The organism is Pedobacter sp. BMA (genome assembly GCF_001027745.1).
Lineage (GTDB): Bacteria > Bacteroidota > Bacteroidia > Sphingobacteriales > Sphingobacteriaceae > Pedobacter.
The window spans coordinates 394,509-412,589 of record NZ_LECU01000003.1 but is presented as its reverse complement, the minus strand read 5'-3'; the positions used below and the strand labels follow the sequence as shown (position 1 = coordinate 412,589).

The 18,081-nt window shown below is 41.3% G+C and carries 21 protein-coding genes; 14 read left to right on the top strand and 7 right to left on the bottom strand.

Annotated elements, in window-relative coordinates:
- From AB669_RS06130 to AB669_RS06120, 3 genes are read right to left on the bottom strand one after another with little or no spacing between them, the layout of a single operon-like run.
- Positions 1 to 951 carry a xanthine dehydrogenase family protein subunit M gene (locus AB669_RS06130; protein WP_047798398.1) on the bottom strand — a complete coding sequence of 317 codons (951 nt, stop codon included), beginning with the start codon at positions 949 to 951 and terminating at the stop codon, positions 1 to 3.
- Between the two features lie 4 nt (positions 952 to 955).
- Positions 956 to 1,603 carry an aldehyde dehydrogenase iron-sulfur subunit PaoA gene (paoA, locus tag AB669_RS06125; RefSeq protein ID WP_047798397.1) on the bottom strand — a complete coding sequence of 216 codons (648 nt, stop codon included), beginning with the start codon at positions 1,601 to 1,603 and terminating at the stop codon, positions 956 to 958.
- Positions 1,604 to 1,639: 36 nt separating this feature from the next.
- The gene (locus tag AB669_RS06120; RefSeq protein WP_231582633.1) at positions 1,640 to 2,005 is read right to left on the bottom strand and encodes a cyclophilin-like fold protein; all 366 of its coding nucleotides are present in this window, start codon (positions 2,003 to 2,005) and stop codon (positions 1,640 to 1,642) included.
- A 362-nt stretch (positions 2,006 to 2,367) separates the two neighbouring features.
- On the opposite strand from AB669_RS06120, the gene AB669_RS22555 reads away from it, so the two are divergent.
- The 4 genes from AB669_RS22555 to AB669_RS06105 all read left to right on the top strand — a co-directional run bounded on the left by AB669_RS22555 (position 2,368) and on the right by AB669_RS06105 (position 4,909).
- Positions 2,368 to 2,847: a hypothetical protein gene (locus AB669_RS22555; RefSeq protein WP_369799737.1), complete on the top strand. Its 480-nt coding sequence runs from the start codon at positions 2,368 to 2,370 to the stop codon at positions 2,845 to 2,847.
- A 35-nt stretch (positions 2,848 to 2,882) separates the two neighbouring features.
- A complete protein-coding gene (locus tag AB669_RS22550; protein WP_369799735.1) occupies positions 2,883 to 3,263 on the top strand; it encodes a helix-turn-helix domain-containing protein in 381 nt (126 codons plus the stop codon).
- A gap of 722 nt (positions 3,264 to 3,985) precedes the next feature.
- Entirely contained in the window at positions 3,986 to 4,570 is a 585-nt protein-coding gene (locus tag AB669_RS06110; RefSeq protein ID WP_047798395.1) for a hypothetical protein, read from the top strand.
- An 84-nt stretch (positions 4,571 to 4,654) separates the two neighbouring features.
- Complete coding sequence (locus AB669_RS06105; protein ID WP_047798394.1) at positions 4,655 to 4,909, top strand: hypothetical protein; 255 nt, start codon at positions 4,655 to 4,657, stop codon at positions 4,907 to 4,909.
- Positions 4,910 to 5,223: 314 nt separating this feature from the next.
- Here AB669_RS06105 and AB669_RS06100 read toward each other — a convergent pair whose 3' ends face one another.
- Positions 5,224 to 6,117, bottom strand: a complete 894-nt coding sequence (locus AB669_RS06100; RefSeq protein WP_047798393.1) for an AraC family transcriptional regulator — start codon at positions 6,115 to 6,117, stop codon at positions 5,224 to 5,226.
- A gap of 79 nt (positions 6,118 to 6,196) precedes the next feature.
- On the bottom strand, positions 6,197 to 6,964 hold the full coding sequence (locus AB669_RS06095) for an SDR family NAD(P)-dependent oxidoreductase (RefSeq protein ID WP_047798392.1): 768 nt from the start codon (positions 6,962 to 6,964) through the stop codon (positions 6,197 to 6,199).
- Between the two features lie 274 nt (positions 6,965 to 7,238).
- On the opposite strand from AB669_RS06095, the gene AB669_RS06090 reads away from it, so the two are divergent.
- Positions 7,239 to 7,916: a DUF421 domain-containing protein gene (locus AB669_RS06090; RefSeq protein ID WP_047798391.1), complete on the top strand. Its 678-nt coding sequence runs from the start codon at positions 7,239 to 7,241 to the stop codon at positions 7,914 to 7,916.
- A 76-nt stretch (positions 7,917 to 7,992) separates the two neighbouring features.
- On the opposite strand, the gene AB669_RS21765 is transcribed toward AB669_RS06090, so the two are convergent.
- A complete protein-coding gene (locus AB669_RS21765) occupies positions 7,993 to 8,187 on the bottom strand; it encodes a hypothetical protein (protein WP_197082364.1) in 195 nt (64 codons plus the stop codon).
- Between the two features lie 80 nt (positions 8,188 to 8,267).
- Here AB669_RS21765 and AB669_RS06085 point away from each other — a divergent pair, with 80 nt between their 5' ends.
- From AB669_RS06085 to AB669_RS06075, 3 genes are all read left to right on the top strand, one after another.
- Entirely contained in the window at positions 8,268 to 8,945 is a 678-nt protein-coding gene (locus AB669_RS06085) for a response regulator transcription factor (protein WP_047798390.1), read from the top strand.
- Positions 8,942 to 10,192 carry a HAMP domain-containing sensor histidine kinase gene (locus AB669_RS06080; protein WP_047798389.1) on the top strand — a complete coding sequence of 417 codons (1,251 nt, stop codon included), beginning with the start codon at positions 8,942 to 8,944 and terminating at the stop codon, positions 10,190 to 10,192. Before AB669_RS06085 ends, AB669_RS06080 begins: the two co-directional genes overlap by 4 nt.
- A 63-nt stretch (positions 10,193 to 10,255) precedes the next feature.
- Positions 10,256 to 11,083 carry a phosphatase PAP2 family protein gene (locus AB669_RS06075; RefSeq protein ID WP_231582632.1) on the top strand — a complete coding sequence of 276 codons (828 nt, stop codon included), beginning with the start codon at positions 10,256 to 10,258 and terminating at the stop codon, positions 11,081 to 11,083.
- 177 nt (positions 11,084 to 11,260) lie between these two features.
- On the opposite strand, the gene AB669_RS06070 is transcribed toward AB669_RS06075, so the two are convergent.
- A complete protein-coding gene (locus tag AB669_RS06070) occupies positions 11,261 to 11,785 on the bottom strand; it encodes a hypothetical protein (protein WP_047798388.1) in 525 nt (174 codons plus the stop codon).
- Positions 11,786 to 11,935: 150 nt separating this feature from the next.
- Here AB669_RS06070 and AB669_RS21465 point away from each other — a divergent pair, with 150 nt between their 5' ends.
- The 6 genes from AB669_RS21465 to AB669_RS06045 all read left to right on the top strand — a co-directional run bounded on the left by AB669_RS21465 (position 11,936) and on the right by AB669_RS06045 (position 18,023).
- Positions 11,936 to 13,066, top strand: coding sequence for a Gfo/Idh/MocA family protein (locus tag AB669_RS21465; RefSeq protein ID WP_053058287.1), 1,131 nt, complete (start codon positions 11,936 to 11,938; stop codon positions 13,064 to 13,066).
- A 118-nt stretch (positions 13,067 to 13,184) separates the two neighbouring features.
- Entirely contained in the window at positions 13,185 to 14,741 is a 1,557-nt protein-coding gene (locus AB669_RS06060) for a PAS domain-containing protein (RefSeq protein WP_231582631.1), read from the top strand.
- Complete coding sequence (locus tag AB669_RS06055) at positions 14,731 to 15,093, top strand: PleD family two-component system response regulator (protein ID WP_047798387.1); 363 nt, start codon at positions 14,731 to 14,733, stop codon at positions 15,091 to 15,093. Before AB669_RS06060 ends, AB669_RS06055 begins: the two co-directional genes overlap by 11 nt.
- Positions 15,094 to 15,223: 130 nt before the next feature.
- Positions 15,224 to 15,382 (top strand): DUF3606 domain-containing protein, encoded by a 159-nt coding sequence (locus AB669_RS21760; protein WP_082120603.1) that lies wholly within the window; start codon positions 15,224 to 15,226, stop codon positions 15,380 to 15,382.
- A gap of 36 nt (positions 15,383 to 15,418) precedes the next feature.
- Positions 15,419 to 17,326 carry an exodeoxyribonuclease III gene (gene xth / locus AB669_RS21755; protein WP_082120602.1) on the top strand — a complete coding sequence of 636 codons (1,908 nt, stop codon included), beginning with the start codon at positions 15,419 to 15,421 and terminating at the stop codon, positions 17,324 to 17,326.
- A gap of 115 nt (positions 17,327 to 17,441) precedes the next feature.
- On the top strand, positions 17,442 to 18,023 hold the full coding sequence (locus AB669_RS06045) for an RNA polymerase sigma factor (protein WP_047798386.1): 582 nt from the start codon (positions 17,442 to 17,444) through the stop codon (positions 18,021 to 18,023).
- Positions 18,024 to 18,081 lie beyond the last annotated feature (58 nt).

Genomic DNA, 18,081 nt, shown 5'->3' with positions numbered 1-18,081 from the left:
TTAACTTCTCCCTTCTTTTAAAATTCCTTCTAAAGCGCGCTCGACCAGTTGAATCTTAAATGCATTCTCCTGTGTAGGTCTAGCTTTTGCAAATAATTTTTCAGTAAAGGCTTTCGCGCCCAAAGGCACTACTTTTTCAATGCTCTTATTTCTCCAGGGTTTAGCAGCAACTCCTCCAACTGCGATTTGACCTGAACCATCCTTATGCAGGATAGCACCTACGGACACCAAAGCAAAAGCATACGAAGAACGGTCGCGAACCTTATGATAAAAATGCATACCACCAGATGGCGGGGGAAGAACTACGGAGGTAATCAGTTCATTTTTTTCTAAAACAGTTTCTATATGCGGGGTTTTTCCGGGAAGCCGGTAAAAGTCTGCGATCGGAATAAGCCGGACTTTACCTTTAGGATTTATTGTTTCAATAACAGCGTCAAGAGCCATCATGGCAACGGCCATATCACTGGGGTGAGTCGCAATGCAGGCATTACTTGAACCAATTACGGCCAGTTGCCTGCTAAAACCGGTTATAGCAGCGCAACCACTGCCCGGAACCCGTTTATTGCAGGGCTGGTTGGTATCATAAAAATAAGGACAACGGGTTCTTTGCAACAAATTCCCCGCTGTTGTCGCCTTATTTCTGAGCTGTCCGGATGCCCCTGCAAGTAAGGCCCTGGCTAATATCTGATAATCCCGTCTCACCGATAAATCCGCGGCCAGGTCAGTATTTGAAAGCAAGGCTCCTATTCGGAGCCCGCCGGTCAAAGTGTGTTCTATTTTATTAAGTTCTAGTTTGCCAATATCAATCAGGTGTACCGGAGTTTCAATCTGTAATTTCATCAAATCAAGCAAATTGGTACCTCCGGCAAGAAACTTTGATCCTGGCATGCGGGCTGCAGCTGCTGCCGCTTCTGCGGGCGTATGCACACGCTCGTAAGTAAATGATTTCATAGTGCTATGATAAGTGTGAATTAACTTCGGCCATAGCCTCCGCAATGTTTGAATAGGCGCCGCAACGGCATATGTTTCCGCTCATTCTTTCCCGAACTTCCATGTTGCTAAACTCTGGTTGTAGCGTCAAGTCTTCACTTACATGGCTGGGAATGCCTGCTTTAATTTCCTGTAGAACTGCTACTGCAGAACAAATTTGTCCTGGTGTACAATAACCACATTGATAACCATCGTGCTTAACAAAAGCGGCCTGCATGGGATGAAGTTTATCAGGCGTTCCTAACCCTTCAATAGTTACAATGTTATCGCCCTCATGTTGTAGTGCTAAAGATAGGCAGGAGTTGATGCGTCTTCCATTGACCAGGACCGTACATGCCCCGCATTGTCCATGATCACAACCTTTTTTTGTTCCAGTGAGCTGAAGATGTTCGCGCAGACTATCCAGCAAGGTTGTCCTTGTATCCAAATTTAGCTGCTGGGCTTTGCCGTTGACGTTAAAATTAATCGTTGCAGATGGCACTATATCAGCGCTGTTAATAGTTAAAGATTCGACCTTTTCAATAGTTCCAGCTCCAAGAGAAACAGTGACTGCAGTCGCTGTACCTACAATCATTTCCCTTCGCGTGAGGATAAGTTTTTTTGAATCTTTCATATAATATCATTTATGACCTTAGTAGAAGGCTCATGTTCAATTAAGTTCAAATTTTACGGTTACATTCCCATTACCTAAGGCCCTAGACAACTCCGAAGGGTTCTCAATTCGTCCAATCGGTGAGTAGGAATAGGACGATGAGAATGTTTTATAGAATAAAACCAGTGTATTTGTACCATACAGCATCACATCGCCGGTCTGGATATTTCCTGGTTTGCTTGCTCCTGTAGGCAGTGCAGCCGATAAGTCAATATGCTTTTCATTTCTGTTTAAGTCTGCCATGTCAAGGCTTAATGGTAGCCTGGCTTTGAATGCAGTTGCAGTTGCATTATTATTTAACCTGGCTGTAAACACATTTGACCCCACTGTTATTTTTATTTTTGCCGTGTCTGTTTGTTCCATGGTTTCTGGATTTTGTACTGGTCCAACATTATCCTTGCTACATGCACTTAGCTGTAAGCAGATTAAACTGATGAGAATTGTATGAAGCATTTTCATTTAAGTTGATTTTTTAGAGATATATGAATTGGTCATGCAGAGTCCGGTTTTATGATAGGCTACATCGTGCAATCTATACTGCCTTGACAGATAAGCCCTTTCAAAAATATTTCACCATTTACAATAGCTATATACAAATATAACAGGTCTCATTTGGCTGGGTTTTATACAGAATACGGATTCATTTACCACTTTTACTGATTTGGGTTGAAACCGGACGCTTAACAGGGAACGTTTAGTAATTTTGTTCAGCAAAAGGTACAATAATGGAAAAAGTAGAAATTATAAATACGGTACAGGACTATAACAATCAGTTTGGTGTAGACACGCTTCATCCATTGGTAAGTGTGGTGAATTTCAATGAAATCCCTTCTGTTCATCGTTTTAGAATGAATATTGGCTTGTATGCAATATTTCTCAAGAACATTAAATGTGGAGATATGATTTATGGTTGCCAGCCGTATGATTATGAGGATGGAACTTTGGTCTTTGTATCTCCAGGACAAACCTATGGGATCAACAGCAATGGTGTTGCTTATAAGGCCTCTGGATATGCTTTAGTATTCCATCCGGATTTAATTTTAGGTACTCATCTAGGCAAGCTTATTAATGATTACACATTCTTTTCGTATGAAGTGAATGAAGCCCTGCATTTATCAAAAAAAAGAATGCTACCATTGTTGAATGCTTACAGAAAATCAATACTGAAATCAAGCAGAATATTGACAAACACAGTAAAACCCTGATCGTCTCGACCATAGAATTATTGTTGAATTACTTTATGCGCTTTTATGACCGTCAGTTCATTACCCGGACTCATATTAACAAAGATATTTTGGTACGTTTTGAGAACTTACTTAATGACTACTTTAAATCAGACAAGGCGCAGACATTAGGTCTGCCAAGTGTTACCTATTGCGCAGATCAACTATACCTTTCAGCTAACTATTTTGGAGATCTAATTAAAAAGGAAACAGGTAATACTGCTTTGGAGTATATTCAACTTAAGCTTATAAATGAGGCGAAAGAAAGAATCTTTGATAACTCAAAATCAATAAATGTCATAGCTGGCGAATTGGGCTTCAAATACCAGCAGCACTTTACCAGGTTATTTAAACAAAAAACGGGAATGACACCCAATGAATACCGAAGTTTAAATTAATCCTTCCATATTCATCACGTTTAAACCATTCGTAAGGGTTTATTATTCAGGTGTATGCTAAAACTTCAAACACTTCCGTTACCAAGCAAGATAAAATTTAGATTTTAATAAGTTAAAAAACGGCCTATATTTACAATTTTGCTGCCTACTTCACCAGGCAGTCCTAACTGCCTATATTCAATATGGACAACAATGATATAAAAAGACTCTCGCGATTGACAGCAATCTTAACCCAGTTACAAACAAAAAGACTGAGCCACGCAGTAATGGATGATAATTATTGAACAGGTAGCCATACTGAATTGAAATTGCGCATATGGCCGAAAGGCATCGTGTATTATTCGCCTGATAGTTGTTTCAAAGGCGAGGTGGAAATGATAGAACTTTGGAAAAAGGATAATCGGAAAGTAGAAACAAAAACGAGCGGAGCGGCTACAATGAGGCAAAAGTAATAGGCGCAGCAAAGCGTAAGGAAAACATCGCGGCAGTGAGCAGCACGAGGGTTAGGGTTACCTGGTGGTACTGGGTAGCGCTAGTATTGGTGGGTTGAGTTTGGTGGAAGGTGAACCGCTAAATTAAAATAAGATAAATGTTCTTTACGGCTCATTTCGGAAACCTGGAACATTTTGGGTGGTAGTTTGTGGATATGCTGATTTTCGACAGTTTAATTGCGTAATTTAGCAGTTGTAATTTTTGCCTCTTGAATTTAACTTAATGCTCTCGTGAACAAAAATATCTTTTTCATTATTCTCGCTATCCTAAGCGTTCAAGCATCCGCACAGGTTGCAAGTGGGCCAACTGCTATGTCGTATTTTATTGCAAAGGAGTTTAGTAAAGATATAGCTCTTTACCGGGCTAAAGATTATGTTGTGAGGAATGTGCTCGGTAAAACAGATGCAGTGGTTGAATTCCAAATGGATCCCTTAGCTGCAACTGCCTCTGGTGAAGTGACATCTTTGGTTTACAATTGCAAAGCACTTAAAAAAGAAGGCCTTGTTTTAGGTTTTTTTGGAAGCCGATCTAATGAGGCAGGTGAAATTTATCAGGCGTATGCATTTAAAGAACTGCCTGCTGATAAGGCTGTGTACCTGATGAACAAAATCGAAACAGTGATCAAAGAAAAATCAGAATACCTTAACGCCTTACCTAATTCTAATAACATTTACTTTTCGTATGAAGACATGACTTTTATTATTACAATAAATGTAGGCACTGAAATAAGAATTTTTTGGGAAGGTTTTGATGCGAGTTGGGAAGGGGTTGCATTTAAACGAACGAAACGAAGACTGTTGAAGAAGTTGGATTAATATGCCAGCTCAATGCCATCAACCAATACATTTTTCAACCCCTTTATCAGGATAAAAATTGTTAATCAATAAACTAAGATATTTATGAAAGCCAATACTGTATTGTTCAAGCATTATCTACAGCTATTTTTTCCATTTCTAATTATTATGCTTGGAGTAGGCCATGCAATTTCAGGATACAACCACTTAATTAAGCATGCTCCGATATTTTTATTGGGCTTGTCTTACAGGCCTACAATATGGACATTTGCGGCAACAATAATAACTACAATTGTTGCCGCTTTTATTGCAATAAGGATGTTATTAAAAATACGAAAACATCAAGAAGGAAATCGTTAAGGATCATTAATCTATAAAATGATGAAGTTACTTGTAAAATCACTGATCGTGATGGCATTGCTGTGATGTACGTTATCTACCTATGCAAAAAAAACTTTCCGCTTTCTTCGCTGATGGCATGGTGCTGCAACAAAATAGTCAGGCAAAGCTCTGAGGAATCAGCGATCAAAGGGTGGTAGTAGCCTATCATTGAAGTCATTGCCGAATGGGGAAAACAGCACCGTGAGCGTACAATAAGGGAAATGAAGGTTAAGTAGTTAGCGAATAACCAACTAAGGTGAGCATGGAGGGCTTAAAAACCAGTCAAGGTGAATTTAGTTCAGCGCCCGGTATGCTTTAGGGGAATAGCCTGTTTTATTTTTAAACAATTTCGTGAAATGAGAGGGATGTTCAAATCCAAGGTCGTACGCTATTTCACTTATGGAATAACTGGTACTCCATAAGAGGTGTTTTGCTTTATCTATTAACTTTAAATGCACGTGTGTTTGGGTAGATTTACCTGTATACTTTACAAGTAAATCAGAGAGGTAATTTGTTGATATGCCCAATCGTTCGGCAAAGTATTTGCCATCTGGTAGCCCTGATTGGATCAGGAAGTCTTTTTTGAAATAATCTGTAAGCAGGCTCTCAAATCTTTCCAATAAGTCGTGTGCCGGCTTTACACGGGTCATGAACTGTCGCCCATAAAATCTTGCCGCATAAGACAGCACAAGTTCCAGGTTTGACAGTATAAGGTGATGGGAATGGTCGTCTAAGGTGCTGGAGATCTCGGAGGAGATATTCTTAAGACTTGCTTCAATGACTTTCTTTTCTGCATCGGAAACATGCAGTCCTTCATTGAAGTCATACCCGAAAAAAGAATATTCGGTTAATTTTCTGCCTTTCGCTGTGGCGTTCAACAGATCCGGATGTATAAAAATGCCCCACCCTTCTACCTGGTTATCAGGATCTGGGAAGAGAATTTGATCAGGGCTGGTGAAAAGCATCGTTCCCTCTGCAAAATCAATATGGGTTCGCCCGTATTTAAAATTGCCTTTTACTTTTTTTAAAGTTATTCCATAGAGACCTATCCTGTACCCCACATTTGGTTTCCTGTGTGTGCGGTCAACAAGTCCCATGTCAACGATAGTGATTAGTGGATGAAGAGGTTTAGAATACCTGAAGAAGTGATGTAGTTCTGCGACTGAATTAATATCAAAATATTCCATTGCCCTATATTATGCTTTCATGTTTAAAGATAATAAAATAATGCACCAAACCCATTGGGTCCATCGGTGCATTAGTCTCCTAGATCATTATCCCGCCGCCTATTTCAATGCGCTGGGCATTAACAAACCTGCTGTCATCCGATAGCATTGAAGCAACAAAAAGGCCTATATCATCCGCAACACCCAGACGGCCAAGCGCAGTTGCGGAGGCAATTTGGTTTCGATGTTCTTCGTTGCCTTTTCCGCCCCCGAACTCTGTATCTATTGCTCCCGGTGCAACGCTATTTACCCGGATCTTACGAATGGCATATTCTTTCGCGAAATATCTGGTTAAACCTTCTAAGGCCGCCTTCAAAGCCCCGTATACTGCCGAGCCGGGGAATGCAAAACGGGCGAGGCCAGATGAAATATTGATGATCTGCCCACCATCAACGATTAGAGGGATCAGATTTTTTGTCAAAAAAAACACACCTTTCAGATTGATATTTACCAACTCGTCGAAAATCTCCTCTGTTGTATCTTGTATTAGAGATCGTTGTCCAATGCCTGCGTTGTTAATCAGATAATCAAAATTTTCACGATTCCAATCTCTACGTAACGTTAAAGCAACCTGTTTTACAAACTCAACGAAAGATGGGATGTTACCTGTATCCAGCTGTAATGAAACTGCTTTACCTCCGCTCGTAATAATTTCATTTATCACTTCTTGCGCACTCTGAGCCTGGTTATTATAAGTTAAGATAACACCAAGACCGCGTTTTGCAGCGTTGAGTGCTATACTTCTGCCGATGCCGCGACTTCCCCCAGTCACTAACACGATTTTTTGTTGTTCATTTATTGTCGTCATGTTATTAATGTTTTGATACATACAAATGTCCATAGATTCTGCCTGCATCATTTGTACTTTTTACGGAAACTCTTATACATTTCACTGCATGTGATTTCCAATGAAGATTACTGATAGGATGGTAATGACTTTATCGTAATGTGGAATTAGGCCTAGCGCGAATGGAAGTAGCGCCCGCTGAAATGGAAATGGTACGATAACAGGATTAAAAACAAACGATTGCATTTATTGTTGGTTGATTAGCAAAGCTTTTTAAAACCTTAGCCCGTGATATATGGATTGGAGTAGTATTTTTTTGAACGGCCTTGATGGAGCTATGGCGCTGGAAATTGGGTTACGTACCGTTATTATGTTCACCATGATATTGGTTTTTCTCAGGTCGACAGGAAAGAAGGGGGTAAGGCAGCTTAGTATATTTGAAATTGCGATTATTATTGCCCTGGGATCTGCTGCCGGGGACCCAATGTTGAGCGGCCAGTCAGCTATTTTACCATCTTTGATCGTTTTTCTTGTGATCTTGTTGACATACCGTTTGATCACGTACTTCGCGGTTAAAAATCAGAAAGTAGAAAACATCCTTGAGGGTGTTCCTCAATATATTATTGAAGATGGAATGTTTACAATGGCAGAGGACGGAGATGCGAATTTTGCACGGGATGAATTTTTCTCTGAAATGCGTGTGCAAAGTGTAGAACACATCGGCCAGATCAGGACAGCGGTGCTGGAAACCAATGGGCAGGTGAGTTTTTTATATTATGAAAAAGATGAAGTAAAGCCTGGTCTGCCGGTTTTTCCAAAGGCATTTGCAAAAAAGTCTAAACATGTTGCGGTTCCAGGTTTATACGCCTGTACAAACTGTGCCAATGTGATGTTCCTTGATACTGCGAATCAATGCCCCAGATGTAAACAGGATGAGTGGGTGGATGCCATGTCTTCACATAGAATATCTTAACGCTAAAAAAGCTAAACTATTCGCCGACCAGCGATGTTTGCACATTACAACAGGAGCGTAATAGTTCGCTTGCATCTTAACTTTTAAAGTTCTCGTTGACAAAGTTTTGAGTGTATTTTCGAATCACCTCTCTTGCCTCACTGAATTGCTCCATCACTTCTTCGTCTGTTCCGGTAGCTTTGGCAGGATCAGGAAAATTATAATGAAACTTTCGCGCGCGGGTTGGGAAGTAAGTGAAAGTCTGTTTGGCATTATCGCAAATGGTGATCACGTAATCGAAATCAATAGCCTTGGAACCGGATACCTTTACAAGAATAATTATTACCTATTTTTGAATGTACAATTGCATCAATGAAAATATTAGTTATCGAAGATGAGCCTGCATTGGCAGGAAGTATTTTGTCTTATTTTAAGGGGGAGGGGAATGTTTGCGAACATGCGGCCGACTTCAATTCAGCAACCGGGAAAATAGAACTTTATACTTATGATTGCATTCTGTTAGATCTTGGGTTACCAGGAGGTGATGGACTTCAACTGCTGTCAAGAATAAAGGAAATGAATAAAAAAGACGGTGTGCTGATTATTTCCGCACGGCACTCTCTTGACGACAGGCTATCGGGGCTTGATATGGGAGCAGATGATTATTTGGTCAAGCCATTCCATCTTTCGGAACTTAAATCCAGGGTGAGCGCTATCGTACGTCGTAAAAACTTTGATGGAGGTAACATCATCATTTTCAATGAAGTGAAAATTGATGTGGCAGCTATGAAAGTTACAATTAATGAAAAGCCTATCGTACTAACAAAGAAGGAATTTGATCTGCTGGTTTACTTTCTGTCCAATAAAAATAAAGTAGTGACAAAAAATGCCATGGTAGAGCACTTGTGGGGAGATCAAATCGATTTGTCGGATGACTTTGATTTTATCTATACCCATGTTAAAAACCTGAAAAAAAAGTTTGCAGAGGCTGGTGCGCGTGATTATTTGCGCTCTGTATATGGAATTGGGTATAAATTCTCCGACAGATGAAGCTATCAGCGCATTACAACAGGGTAAATATCATCACCTCTATGATCATATTGGTGATTACCGGGGTTATCTATTATTTTTTTATACACCTCATCCTCACCAATAAACTCGATAGGGATCTTGCGGTGGAAGAAAATGAGATTCGTCAGTATACGAATACCTTCCATGAACTTCCTCTGCCTGCGACTTACCTCGATCAGCAGGTATCTTACTGTCCTGCGAAAGTGGATAGTGCTTCGATCAGGGATTTTAGCTATACCACCTACTACAACCCCAAGGAGAAAGAAGAGGAGCCGGGCAGAATGTTGCTGACCACGGTCAATCTTAAAGGGAAAACCATATTAGTCACCATCATCAAGTCCAGAGTAGAGTCAGAAGATTTGGTTCGGGTAATTCTGATGATTACACTGGCGGTTACCATAGTGCTCATGGGAACGCTTTTCATGATCAACAGATTTTTCCTCAAAAGGCTTTGGCAACCTTTTTACAATATCCTTAAAAGAATGAAGAATTTCGAGGTGACGAGAATGGAGCTTGTTGGTCCGGAACCCAGCCGGATTGACGAGTTTGAGGAGCTTAATCAATCTGCGAATGCTATGGCTGAACGGGTAAGGCAGGATTACAAAGAGCTGAAAAGCTTTACCGATAATGCCTCACATGAAATGATGACGCCGTTGGCAGTGATCAATTCAAAGCTTGATTCATTGCTTCAGACGGATGACTTTACCGCTGAGCAGGGTACGCTTCTGGAGGATATCTACCACGCGACCGGACGGCTTTCCAGACTTCACCAGTCTTTACTTTTACTGGCTAAAATAGAGAATAACCTGATTTCTGACGTTCAACAAGTTGATCTGAAAGAGCTGATCTCGCAGAAGATAAGGCAGTTTCAGGAATTTTTCGAACGCGATGGACTAACTGTAGAAATCAGAATGGAGGAAAAAACGACCGTTATGAGCAGGTATCTTGCCGATATAATATTGAACAATTTGTTCAGCAATGCCGTTAGGCACAATATCAAGGGTGGAAGTATCGCCGTGGAACTTTCTGCATCCCGGCTCGTGATCGCCAACACTGGAAAGGCGCTTGACAATAAAACGAGGCTATTCGACCGTTTCTCCAAATCATCTGAATCGGAAGGAATGGGATTAGGCCTGGCCATTACCAGGCAGGTATGCAACCTCTATGCTTATCAGCTTGATTATAGGGAGGAAGCTGGATGGCATTATTTTTCGATCATTTTTTAGTACCAAGCCCGAACTACAGAATTTCTACATATTTGGATTATAGTTTTGATGGAAATTAAAACTATGAAACAAATTTTTGGACGTCCTCTATTCGCGTTCGGCATGGTATTTTCATTAACGTTGCTGCTGGTAGCAGCATCATTAAGCACTTTTGCCCAGCGAATCGATTCGGCTAATGCAAGCATTATACATGATACCACAGGCCGATGGTATTCAGCTAAAACAATCCCTAAAAATAAGTTCAGGCCAGCTGCGTTTATTGCTCCCGCCATATTGATAGGTTACGGCTTTGTAGCAGTTTATGATAAAGGAGCGCTCAGAGAACTCGATCTAAGTACTAAATATGAGTTACAGGAAGATCATCCTTTATTTGCCGCCCACGTAGACGATTACCTGCAACTTGCACCTGCTGCGGCGGTTTATGCTTTAAACCTTTCCGGAGTGAAAGGAAAACATAACCTCTTTGACGCTTCTATGCTTTATGTCACTTCTGCAGCAATTATGGGGGTATCCACACATTTTGTTAAACAGGGAGTGGGCCGGATGAGACCCAATTTTTCAGGAAATAATTCTTTCCCTTCAGGACATACGGCTTCTGCTTTCATGGCCGCTGAATTCCTCCATCAGGAATACAAGGATGTTAACCCATGGATTGGTTATGCCGGCTACTTTGTGGCTACCGCTACCGGAACCCTTCGGATGTATAACAATAAGCACTGGTTTAGCGATGTGGTCGCCGGTGCCGGATTTGGTATTGCATCCACAAAAATCGCCTATCTGATTTATCCTTATATGAAACAGATGTTCGTTAAAAAGCAAGACATCAAGTTTAGCTTAATGCCCTATTATCAACCAGGTGCTGCTGGTTTAGTGCTTTCAGGGCGTTTTTAGTTGCATTATCATCTATCAAAACCCGGCTTCGGTATAAAAATTGGAGCAAATAGATTTCATGGTGGAAATGGCGGGTGTGGGCCGACAAACTGATATGCAAAGCTTTAACCAGGATGAGTGGGTAAATGCCATGTTTTCGCATAGGATATCTTAACACTAAAAAATCTACCGTAGTGATTATTTTTTTGTTCCTGGCTTTGTAGTGGTTCTTTTCGGTTTTTGTTTTGCTTTGGTGAGTGCCCTTTTTGGCTTAGGCTTTATAGCTTTTGGTTTCTTTTTCGCAGGCTTTGTTTTCCTGGCATTCTTGATTCGGTATTCCAGCAGGTACAACCTGGTCTGCCATTTTTCTATGGTAGTGTCGTCATTTTTTGGAAGTCCGGTGGGTTCGAGCAGACCCAGTACCTTGGCAAGTTCACGTGAGCTTTCTGCCTTTTCACTGTTCTGTTTTGCCCATTCCTCCTGTTTGCTGTGTAGTGCGCCCTGGTAGCTGGAGATGGCAAGCTTGATCAGTTTTACTTCATCTTCTCCGGATCTGGTCTTTCGGTAGATTATCATCAGCCTGTTCCAGGCATGGTGATTGGCAGGATCTGTTACGGTTGCCTTTTGGTAAAGTTTCATCGCACCCCCGGTATCGCCAGACTTTTCGAGTTCCAATGCTGCATCGAACTGCTCTTTTGATCTGATCTGCTTTCTCCTTGACATAGTGGTTTCAACAAGTGGGTCAGTCTGATTGTTTGATCATTCGAGTACGCAATGCTTCCACTGCCGCAAATCCTCAAAAGGTAAAACCAATTGCTACGAATTTGGTTAGACTATATTGATATCTTAATACAATTGATCAGGCATTAGCACATGGAAAACTACAGAATAGGAATAATTGGTTACGGTGGATTCGGAAAGTTTCTTCACCATTGGTTCGATAAGATGGAAAATGCAAAGGTTGTTGCCATTGCCGAAACAGGTCATCGGACCCACGATATTCCTGATTGCAAAGTTTATTACGACTGGAAAGAGTTGCTTGGCGATCCTGAAATTGATATTGTGAGCATCGTTACTCCGCCAGGCTTACATGCGGAGATGGCATGCGAAGCCATGAAGGCAGGTAAGCATGTATTGCTCGAGAAACCGGTAGCCATTACAGAAGAGACGGCAGAAGAGATTCTAAAAGTACAGCAGGAAACCGGGAAAATCATCACGGTAAATCACATGATCCGCTATAATCCCATCATGCAAAAAGTGAAAGAACTGGGTGAAAGTGGTGCCTTTGGAGAGTTAAGACACGTTGTGGTAAATAACTATGCTCAGGATGAGGCCTTACCGCTGGAACATTGGTTCTGGAATGAAGAAATGTCTGGTGGCATACTGGTAGAGCATGGTGTACATTTTTTTGATATTGTAAATTCACTTACCAGGCAAAAGTTTAAGCAAGTGTTTGGAACTTCCCATCACCGGAACAGCGAACAACGCGACAGGGTAGCAGCCATGGTGTTATATGATGACGGGATGATTGGCAGCTATTATCATGCTTTCTCAGGACCGGGAATGTTTGAACAGACCACGATACAACTTGCATATGACCTGGCCAGAATAGAAATTGAAGGCTGGATGCCTTTGAAAGGTAAAATTCACGCAATGGTAAATGACATGACTAAGGCAGAAATCGGTGAACTACCTGGCTGGACAATGCAAAGTGGTGAGTCACTGGAATCATCCGAAGACAGTTCGAGACCTGAGGGATGGGGCAGCAGTGAATATAGCCACGATACAGCCACCAAAGTTTTTGCCGGAATTGCTTATCCTGTTGATGAAGTGATGACAGGTACTTTTGAAATTCATGAATCTAAAGGTGAGGTGTATGGTAAGTGTGTGCAATCGATATTGAATGATTTGATACAAAAGATAGAGAACAAAGACCATAAACTTCAGATAACCATAGAAGATGGTGTTTTAGCATTGAAAATTGCGCTGTTAGCCTCGGAATAAGTTTACTTACATTCAGCGTAAAATATCAGCTGCATACAAAAGGAGAGAATCTAAAAACATTTAGGAATATTTCCTTTCGAAGTGCAGCCCATGTTTTAATTTAGAAAAAAAAATAGATTTGGATAAAATTCAATACGGAAAGTTCAACTTTTCAAAGGAGAACTGGGAAAAAGATTTCGGGCTTTTGTCTAAAGCTTTAGATGCATCAATATCCGGCATTATCATTACCGATAATACGCAGCCTGATAATCCGATAATATACTGTAATCAGGCTTTTGAAAAAATCAGTGGTTATCAAAGACATGAGATAATAGGCCATAATTGCCGTTTTCTTCAGAAAGATGACCGGGGACAGCAAGCGAGAAGCATTTTGAAAAATGCTGTTGAAAAAGGCATTGAATGCACGGTTGATATTCGTAATTACCGCAAAAACGGTGATCTGTTTTGGAACGAATTGTACATGTCTCCGATTAAAGACGAAGCCGGTAACGTTACCCACTTCATTGGGGTGCAGAACGATGTTTCTGCCAGAAAGAAAGCGGAGCAGGATCTCCGTCAGCAACAGGATCAAATGGAAAGGGTTATCCAGGAGCGTACGCTGGAACTACGGGATAATGAAGCGTTTCTTTCCAGTATTATCCAAACCGTTAGAGAAAGTCTTCTGGTATTGGATCCCAAATTTTTCGTGGTCAGTGCGAACACCCATTTTCTTAAAACATTTAAAGTTAACGCGGAAGAAACTGTAGGTAAGCATTTATATGACCTCGGCAATCACCAGTGGGATATTCCCCAATTGAAAGAGCTTTTGATCAGCATTTTACCAACAAATAACCCGGTTGAAGATTTTGAGGTGGAACATGATTTTCCGCATATCGGGAGAAAACTAATGCTGCTGAACGCCTATAGGGTTGAGCTCGAAGGCCAATACAAAGATCAGATTTTGCTGGCTATCGAGGATATTACCGACAGGCGGGAAATTGAGCGGAGAAAGGACGACTTTCTTTCGATAGCAAGCCATGAGCTGAAAACACCATTAACCACCATTAAAGGTTACATTCAGGCATTGGAACGTATGGCTCCTAAAGAATCGAGCGACAAATTTAAGACGATTCTTGGTAAGACCGCTGTGTATGTGGAAAGGCTCAATACCCTCATTGCAGAACTGCTTGACGTTTCAAGAATTCAAACTGGAAATATAGAATTGCATAAAGCACCCTTCGACTTTGATAAAATGGTAGTGGATTCAGTCGAGGCAATCCAGTCGGCTGCGCAACAACACACAATTATTGTAAAGGGGGAATCTGGCGTTCGCTTATGGGGCGATGAGTCTCATATTATTCAGGTTGTGAATAACCTGGTTTCGAATGCGATAAAATATGCTCCGGACTCCAATGAGGTTTTAGTCTACATTTCCAGGATTTCCGATTATGTGAAACTTTCGGTAACAGATTATGGGATGGGTATTAGTCAGGAGGATCAGAAAAAGGTGTTTGAACGATTCTTCAGGGCGGGGGATATTCAACAACGCTTTCCGGGAATGGGAATAGGTTTATACATTTGCGATCAGATCATTAAAAATCATGAAGGAACGTTATGGGTCGAGAGTGAAAAAGGGAAAGGATCTACGTTTAGTTTTACACTTCCAATAAAAGAAGGGGATTTGGATGCCGAATAAAAAAATACTTATCTGCGATGATGATGAAGGAATACTGGATATGCTTGAACTGATATTGGAAGATACCGGTTATACCATAATTCCAGAAAAAAACAGCCTTAATATTAAACATTTAATTGAAGACCAATTACCTGATCTTATTCTTCTTGACTTGTGGATGCCGGTACTATCCGGAGATCAGGTATTGCGCACATTGAGGAAAAATCCAGAAACGATGCATCTGCCAGTGATTGTGATCTCCGCCAGCCGGGAAGGAAAGCAGATTGCAGCTGAAGCTGGTGCGTCAGCATTCATATCGAAACCCTTTGATTTTGATGAGTTGATAGGTACAATAAAGCACTACCTGAATTAAGTTTAATTTCAGATGTGCTCGTTCCTTCTATTTATGAATTTAAATTCTGATTTGATAACCAGCTAATTGAATTTCCAAACCATCAGGCTAAAACAAATGTTTAACCAGTATACCTAAAAATATAAACATTATGGCAAGAGGAACAAAAGTGGAAAGAAACTCTGTTTCTAACCAGGATCATGAAATCAAATACGAAGCAGATAAACTGGATGTGAAACCTGCAAAAGTTAAAGAAGCAAAAGCCGGCGCGGGTAATCAACGTAAGGCGATTGAAAAGAAAGTGAAGTAAAACATGTGCCCCGCAGTTGCGGGGCTTTTTTCGCTTATGAAAATCGCTACCTACAACATCAACGGCATCAATGGCCGGATCGAAACCCTGCTGAAATGGCTTCAACGTGCTCAGCCGGATATTTTGTGTTTGCAGGAACTGAAGTGCGAGGATAAATCTTTTCCGATTAGCCAGATTAATGAAGCCGGCTATCATGCGTTGTGGCACGGACAGAAAGCGTGGAACGGGGTAGCGGTATTAAGCAAGAAAGAAATCAAGGAGCTGAGGCGCGACCTCCCAGGAGCGGACAAAGAATATACCCATAGCCGCTACCTGGAAGTATTTACTTTCGACACCGTAATTGGCTGCATTTATTTGCCATACGGCAACCCGTTTCCAGGACCAAAATTTGAGTATAAGAAACGCTGGTTTGGGCGATTAGTGGACCATGCAAAAACTTTAATAGCAACGGGACTACCGATAATGCTTATAGGTGATTACAATGTGATGCCTACTGATCTAGATACTTATAAACCTGAGAAGTATAAAAACGACGCACTTTTCCAGCCGGAAATTAAAGAGGCTTACGCGAGTTTATTAGATCAGGGCTGGACAGATGCCATCCGCACACTCCATCCTGATGAAGCCATTTATACTTATTGGGATTACCTTCGGAAAGCTTACGATCGAAATGCAGGGATCCGCCTTGATCATTTCCTGCTTAGCTCCGACCTGGCAGAAAAGCTGAAATCGGGAAATGTAGATAAAGAGGTAAGGGGCTGGGAGGGCGCCAGCGATCATGCGCCGGTATGGATCGAGTTATCGGCCAAAGCCCTTAAAAAGAACATCAGTAAGCAGGGTAAGAACGGCAAATCAGCAAAAACAAACAGCAACCTTAAATTATCGGACTCTGTGGCTAAAATTTTAGACGCAGGAGATATGACTGAGATGATGCAAGATTTGAGCGAAACCAAAAAAGCTGTAGTTAAAGTCGCGAAACCCGTAAAAGGCAAAAGTTTCAAGCCAAAAGAAACCCCGCTGTTAATGGGTAGAGCCGATACCGAGGAGAAAAAGATCGATGGGCACCTGTTGAAATTTACCCATCTCTCGAAACTTTACTGGCCGGAGGATAAGGTGAGCAAAAGGGAAATGTTTAATTATTACGATGCCGTTGCCCCGTTGATGCTGCCCTATCTGCTCGACCGGCCGATGTCGCTAAACCGGTATCCGGGAGGTATTCACAGTCAAAGCTTTTATCAAAAGAATGTGAAAGAGACAGCCCCGGAATGGACACATACCATGCCCCACACCAACGAAAAAGGAGAGGAGAAAAGTTATCTGCTGGGTTATAACCGGGCAACACTGTTATGGATGGCCAGCCTCGGCTGTATTGAAATGAACCCCTGGTTTTCCAGAGCTGCCAATCCGGATTATCCTGATTATTGTGTCATCGATCTCGACCCGGACAAAAACACATTCGACCAGGTAATTAAGGCCGCGCAGGTTACCCGGAAGGTACTTGATGCCATCGGGGTACCCAGCTATCCTAAAACCTCCGGTTCAACAGGTATGCACATTTACATTCCCCTCGGTGCGCAATATACCTATGAGCAAAGTCAGCTATTTGCCAATCTGGTGGTTCGCCAGGTGAACCGTGAGCTGCCGAAATTTACTACGCTTGAACGGATGATTTCTAACCGGGGTGGGAAAATGTATCTTGATTTTTTGCAAAACCGACCCGGCGCCACTATCGCCGGTGTTTATTCGCTGCGGCCAAAGCCAGGGGCCACAGTTAGCATGCCACTCACATGGGATGAAGTTAAACCAGGATTAAAAATGAAGGATTTCACCATATTTAATGCGGTGGACCGACTAAAAGAAACCGGCGATCTGTTTACAGGGGTGCTGAGTAAGGGCATTGATATGCAAAAAGTGATTGCCAGTGCTCAGGATGCGTTTAGCTAATTGATTATGGCTGAAAGCCTTGTACTACTGCAGAATTGTTTGTGTAACCTTTCAAATAAAACCAATTAATATTTCCGATTAATTTATTTTGTAGATTCGCACGTCATCGCCATACATGTCAGCAAATCTTCCATATAACGATCAGCAACTCATCTTACTCCTAAAGCAGGATAGTAAGGACGCGTTTGGGGAGATATATGGCCGGTACCAGACTTTACTTTTTTTATTCGCGGTCAAGAAACTTCAGGATGAGGAAGCTGCGAAAGATATTGTACAGGAAGTATTTATCTCCTTATGGAACAACAGGGCCACACTTATTGATAGTGCTCCTCTTGCGCCCTATCTTTACCGGTCAGTATTGAACAAAGTGCTTAACATTTTCCGTGGAAAAGGTGTCACTGATGAATACATCGCTTCTTTACAACATTCTTTAAACAGCAATTCTAATCTCTCTGCAGATTATCTGGTGCGCGAGAAAGATATTTCTGCAATGATCGAGTTGGAAATTTCAAATTTGCCCGATAAAATGCGTGAGGTTTTTGAATTGCGGCGCAAAATGTATTTAAGTAACAAAGAAATTGCCTTAAAACTTAATCTATCTGAGCATACAGTTGCTACGCAGATGAAAAATGCATTAAAAATTCTTCGTAAAAGACTAGGTTCTGCTATCTTTTCAGTTTATTTCATCAATCTTTAATTTTTTTTCCTTTTCTATACCCGATTGGCCAAAGTTGGGTGTAATGTATGGTATAGAA

Bases quoted from the DNA above. Each gene is read 5' to 3' on its own strand.
- AB669_RS06130 (WP_047798398.1), bottom strand. From the start codon at position 951: ATGAAATCATTTACTTACGAGCGTGTGCATACGCCCGCAGAAGCGGCA.
- paoA (WP_047798397.1), bottom strand. From the start codon at position 1,603: ATGAAAGATTCAAAAAAACTTATCCTCACGCGAAGGGAAATGATTGTA.
- AB669_RS06120 (WP_231582633.1), bottom strand. From the start codon at position 2,005: ATGGAACAAACAGACACGGCAAAAATAAAAATAACAGTGGGGTCAAAT.
- AB669_RS22555 (WP_369799737.1), top strand. From the start codon at position 2,368: ATGGAAAAAGTAGAAATTATAAATACGGTACAGGACTATAACAATCAG.
- AB669_RS22550 (WP_369799735.1), top strand. From the start codon at position 2,883: ATGCGCTTTTATGACCGTCAGTTCATTACCCGGACTCATATTAACAAA.
- AB669_RS06105 (WP_047798394.1), top strand. From the start codon at position 4,655: ATGAAAGCCAATACTGTATTGTTCAAGCATTATCTACAGCTATTTTTT.
- AB669_RS06100 (WP_047798393.1), bottom strand. From the start codon at position 6,117: ATGGAATATTTTGATATTAATTCAGTCGCAGAACTACATCACTTCTTC.
- AB669_RS06095 (WP_047798392.1), bottom strand. From the start codon at position 6,964: ATGACGACAATAAATGAACAACAAAAAATCGTGTTAGTGACTGGGGGA.
- AB669_RS06090 (WP_047798391.1), top strand. From the start codon at position 7,239: ATGGATTGGAGTAGTATTTTTTTGAACGGCCTTGATGGAGCTATGGCG.
- AB669_RS06085 (WP_047798390.1), top strand. From the start codon at position 8,268: ATGAAAATATTAGTTATCGAAGATGAGCCTGCATTGGCAGGAAGTATT.
- AB669_RS06080 (WP_047798389.1), top strand. From the start codon at position 8,942: ATGAAGCTATCAGCGCATTACAACAGGGTAAATATCATCACCTCTATG.
- AB669_RS06075 (WP_231582632.1), top strand. From the start codon at position 10,256: ATGAAACAAATTTTTGGACGTCCTCTATTCGCGTTCGGCATGGTATTT.
- AB669_RS06070 (WP_047798388.1), bottom strand. From the start codon at position 11,785: ATGTCAAGGAGAAAGCAGATCAGATCAAAAGAGCAGTTCGATGCAGCA.
- AB669_RS21465 (WP_053058287.1), top strand. From the start codon at position 11,936: ATGGAAAACTACAGAATAGGAATAATTGGTTACGGTGGATTCGGAAAG.
- AB669_RS06055 (WP_047798387.1), top strand. From the start codon at position 14,731: ATGCCGAATAAAAAAATACTTATCTGCGATGATGATGAAGGAATACTG.
- AB669_RS21760 (WP_082120603.1), top strand. From the start codon at position 15,224: ATGGCAAGAGGAACAAAAGTGGAAAGAAACTCTGTTTCTAACCAGGAT.
- xth (WP_082120602.1), top strand. From the start codon at position 15,419: ATGAAAATCGCTACCTACAACATCAACGGCATCAATGGCCGGATCGAA.
- AB669_RS06045 (WP_047798386.1), top strand. From the start codon at position 17,442: ATGTCAGCAAATCTTCCATATAACGATCAGCAACTCATCTTACTCCTA.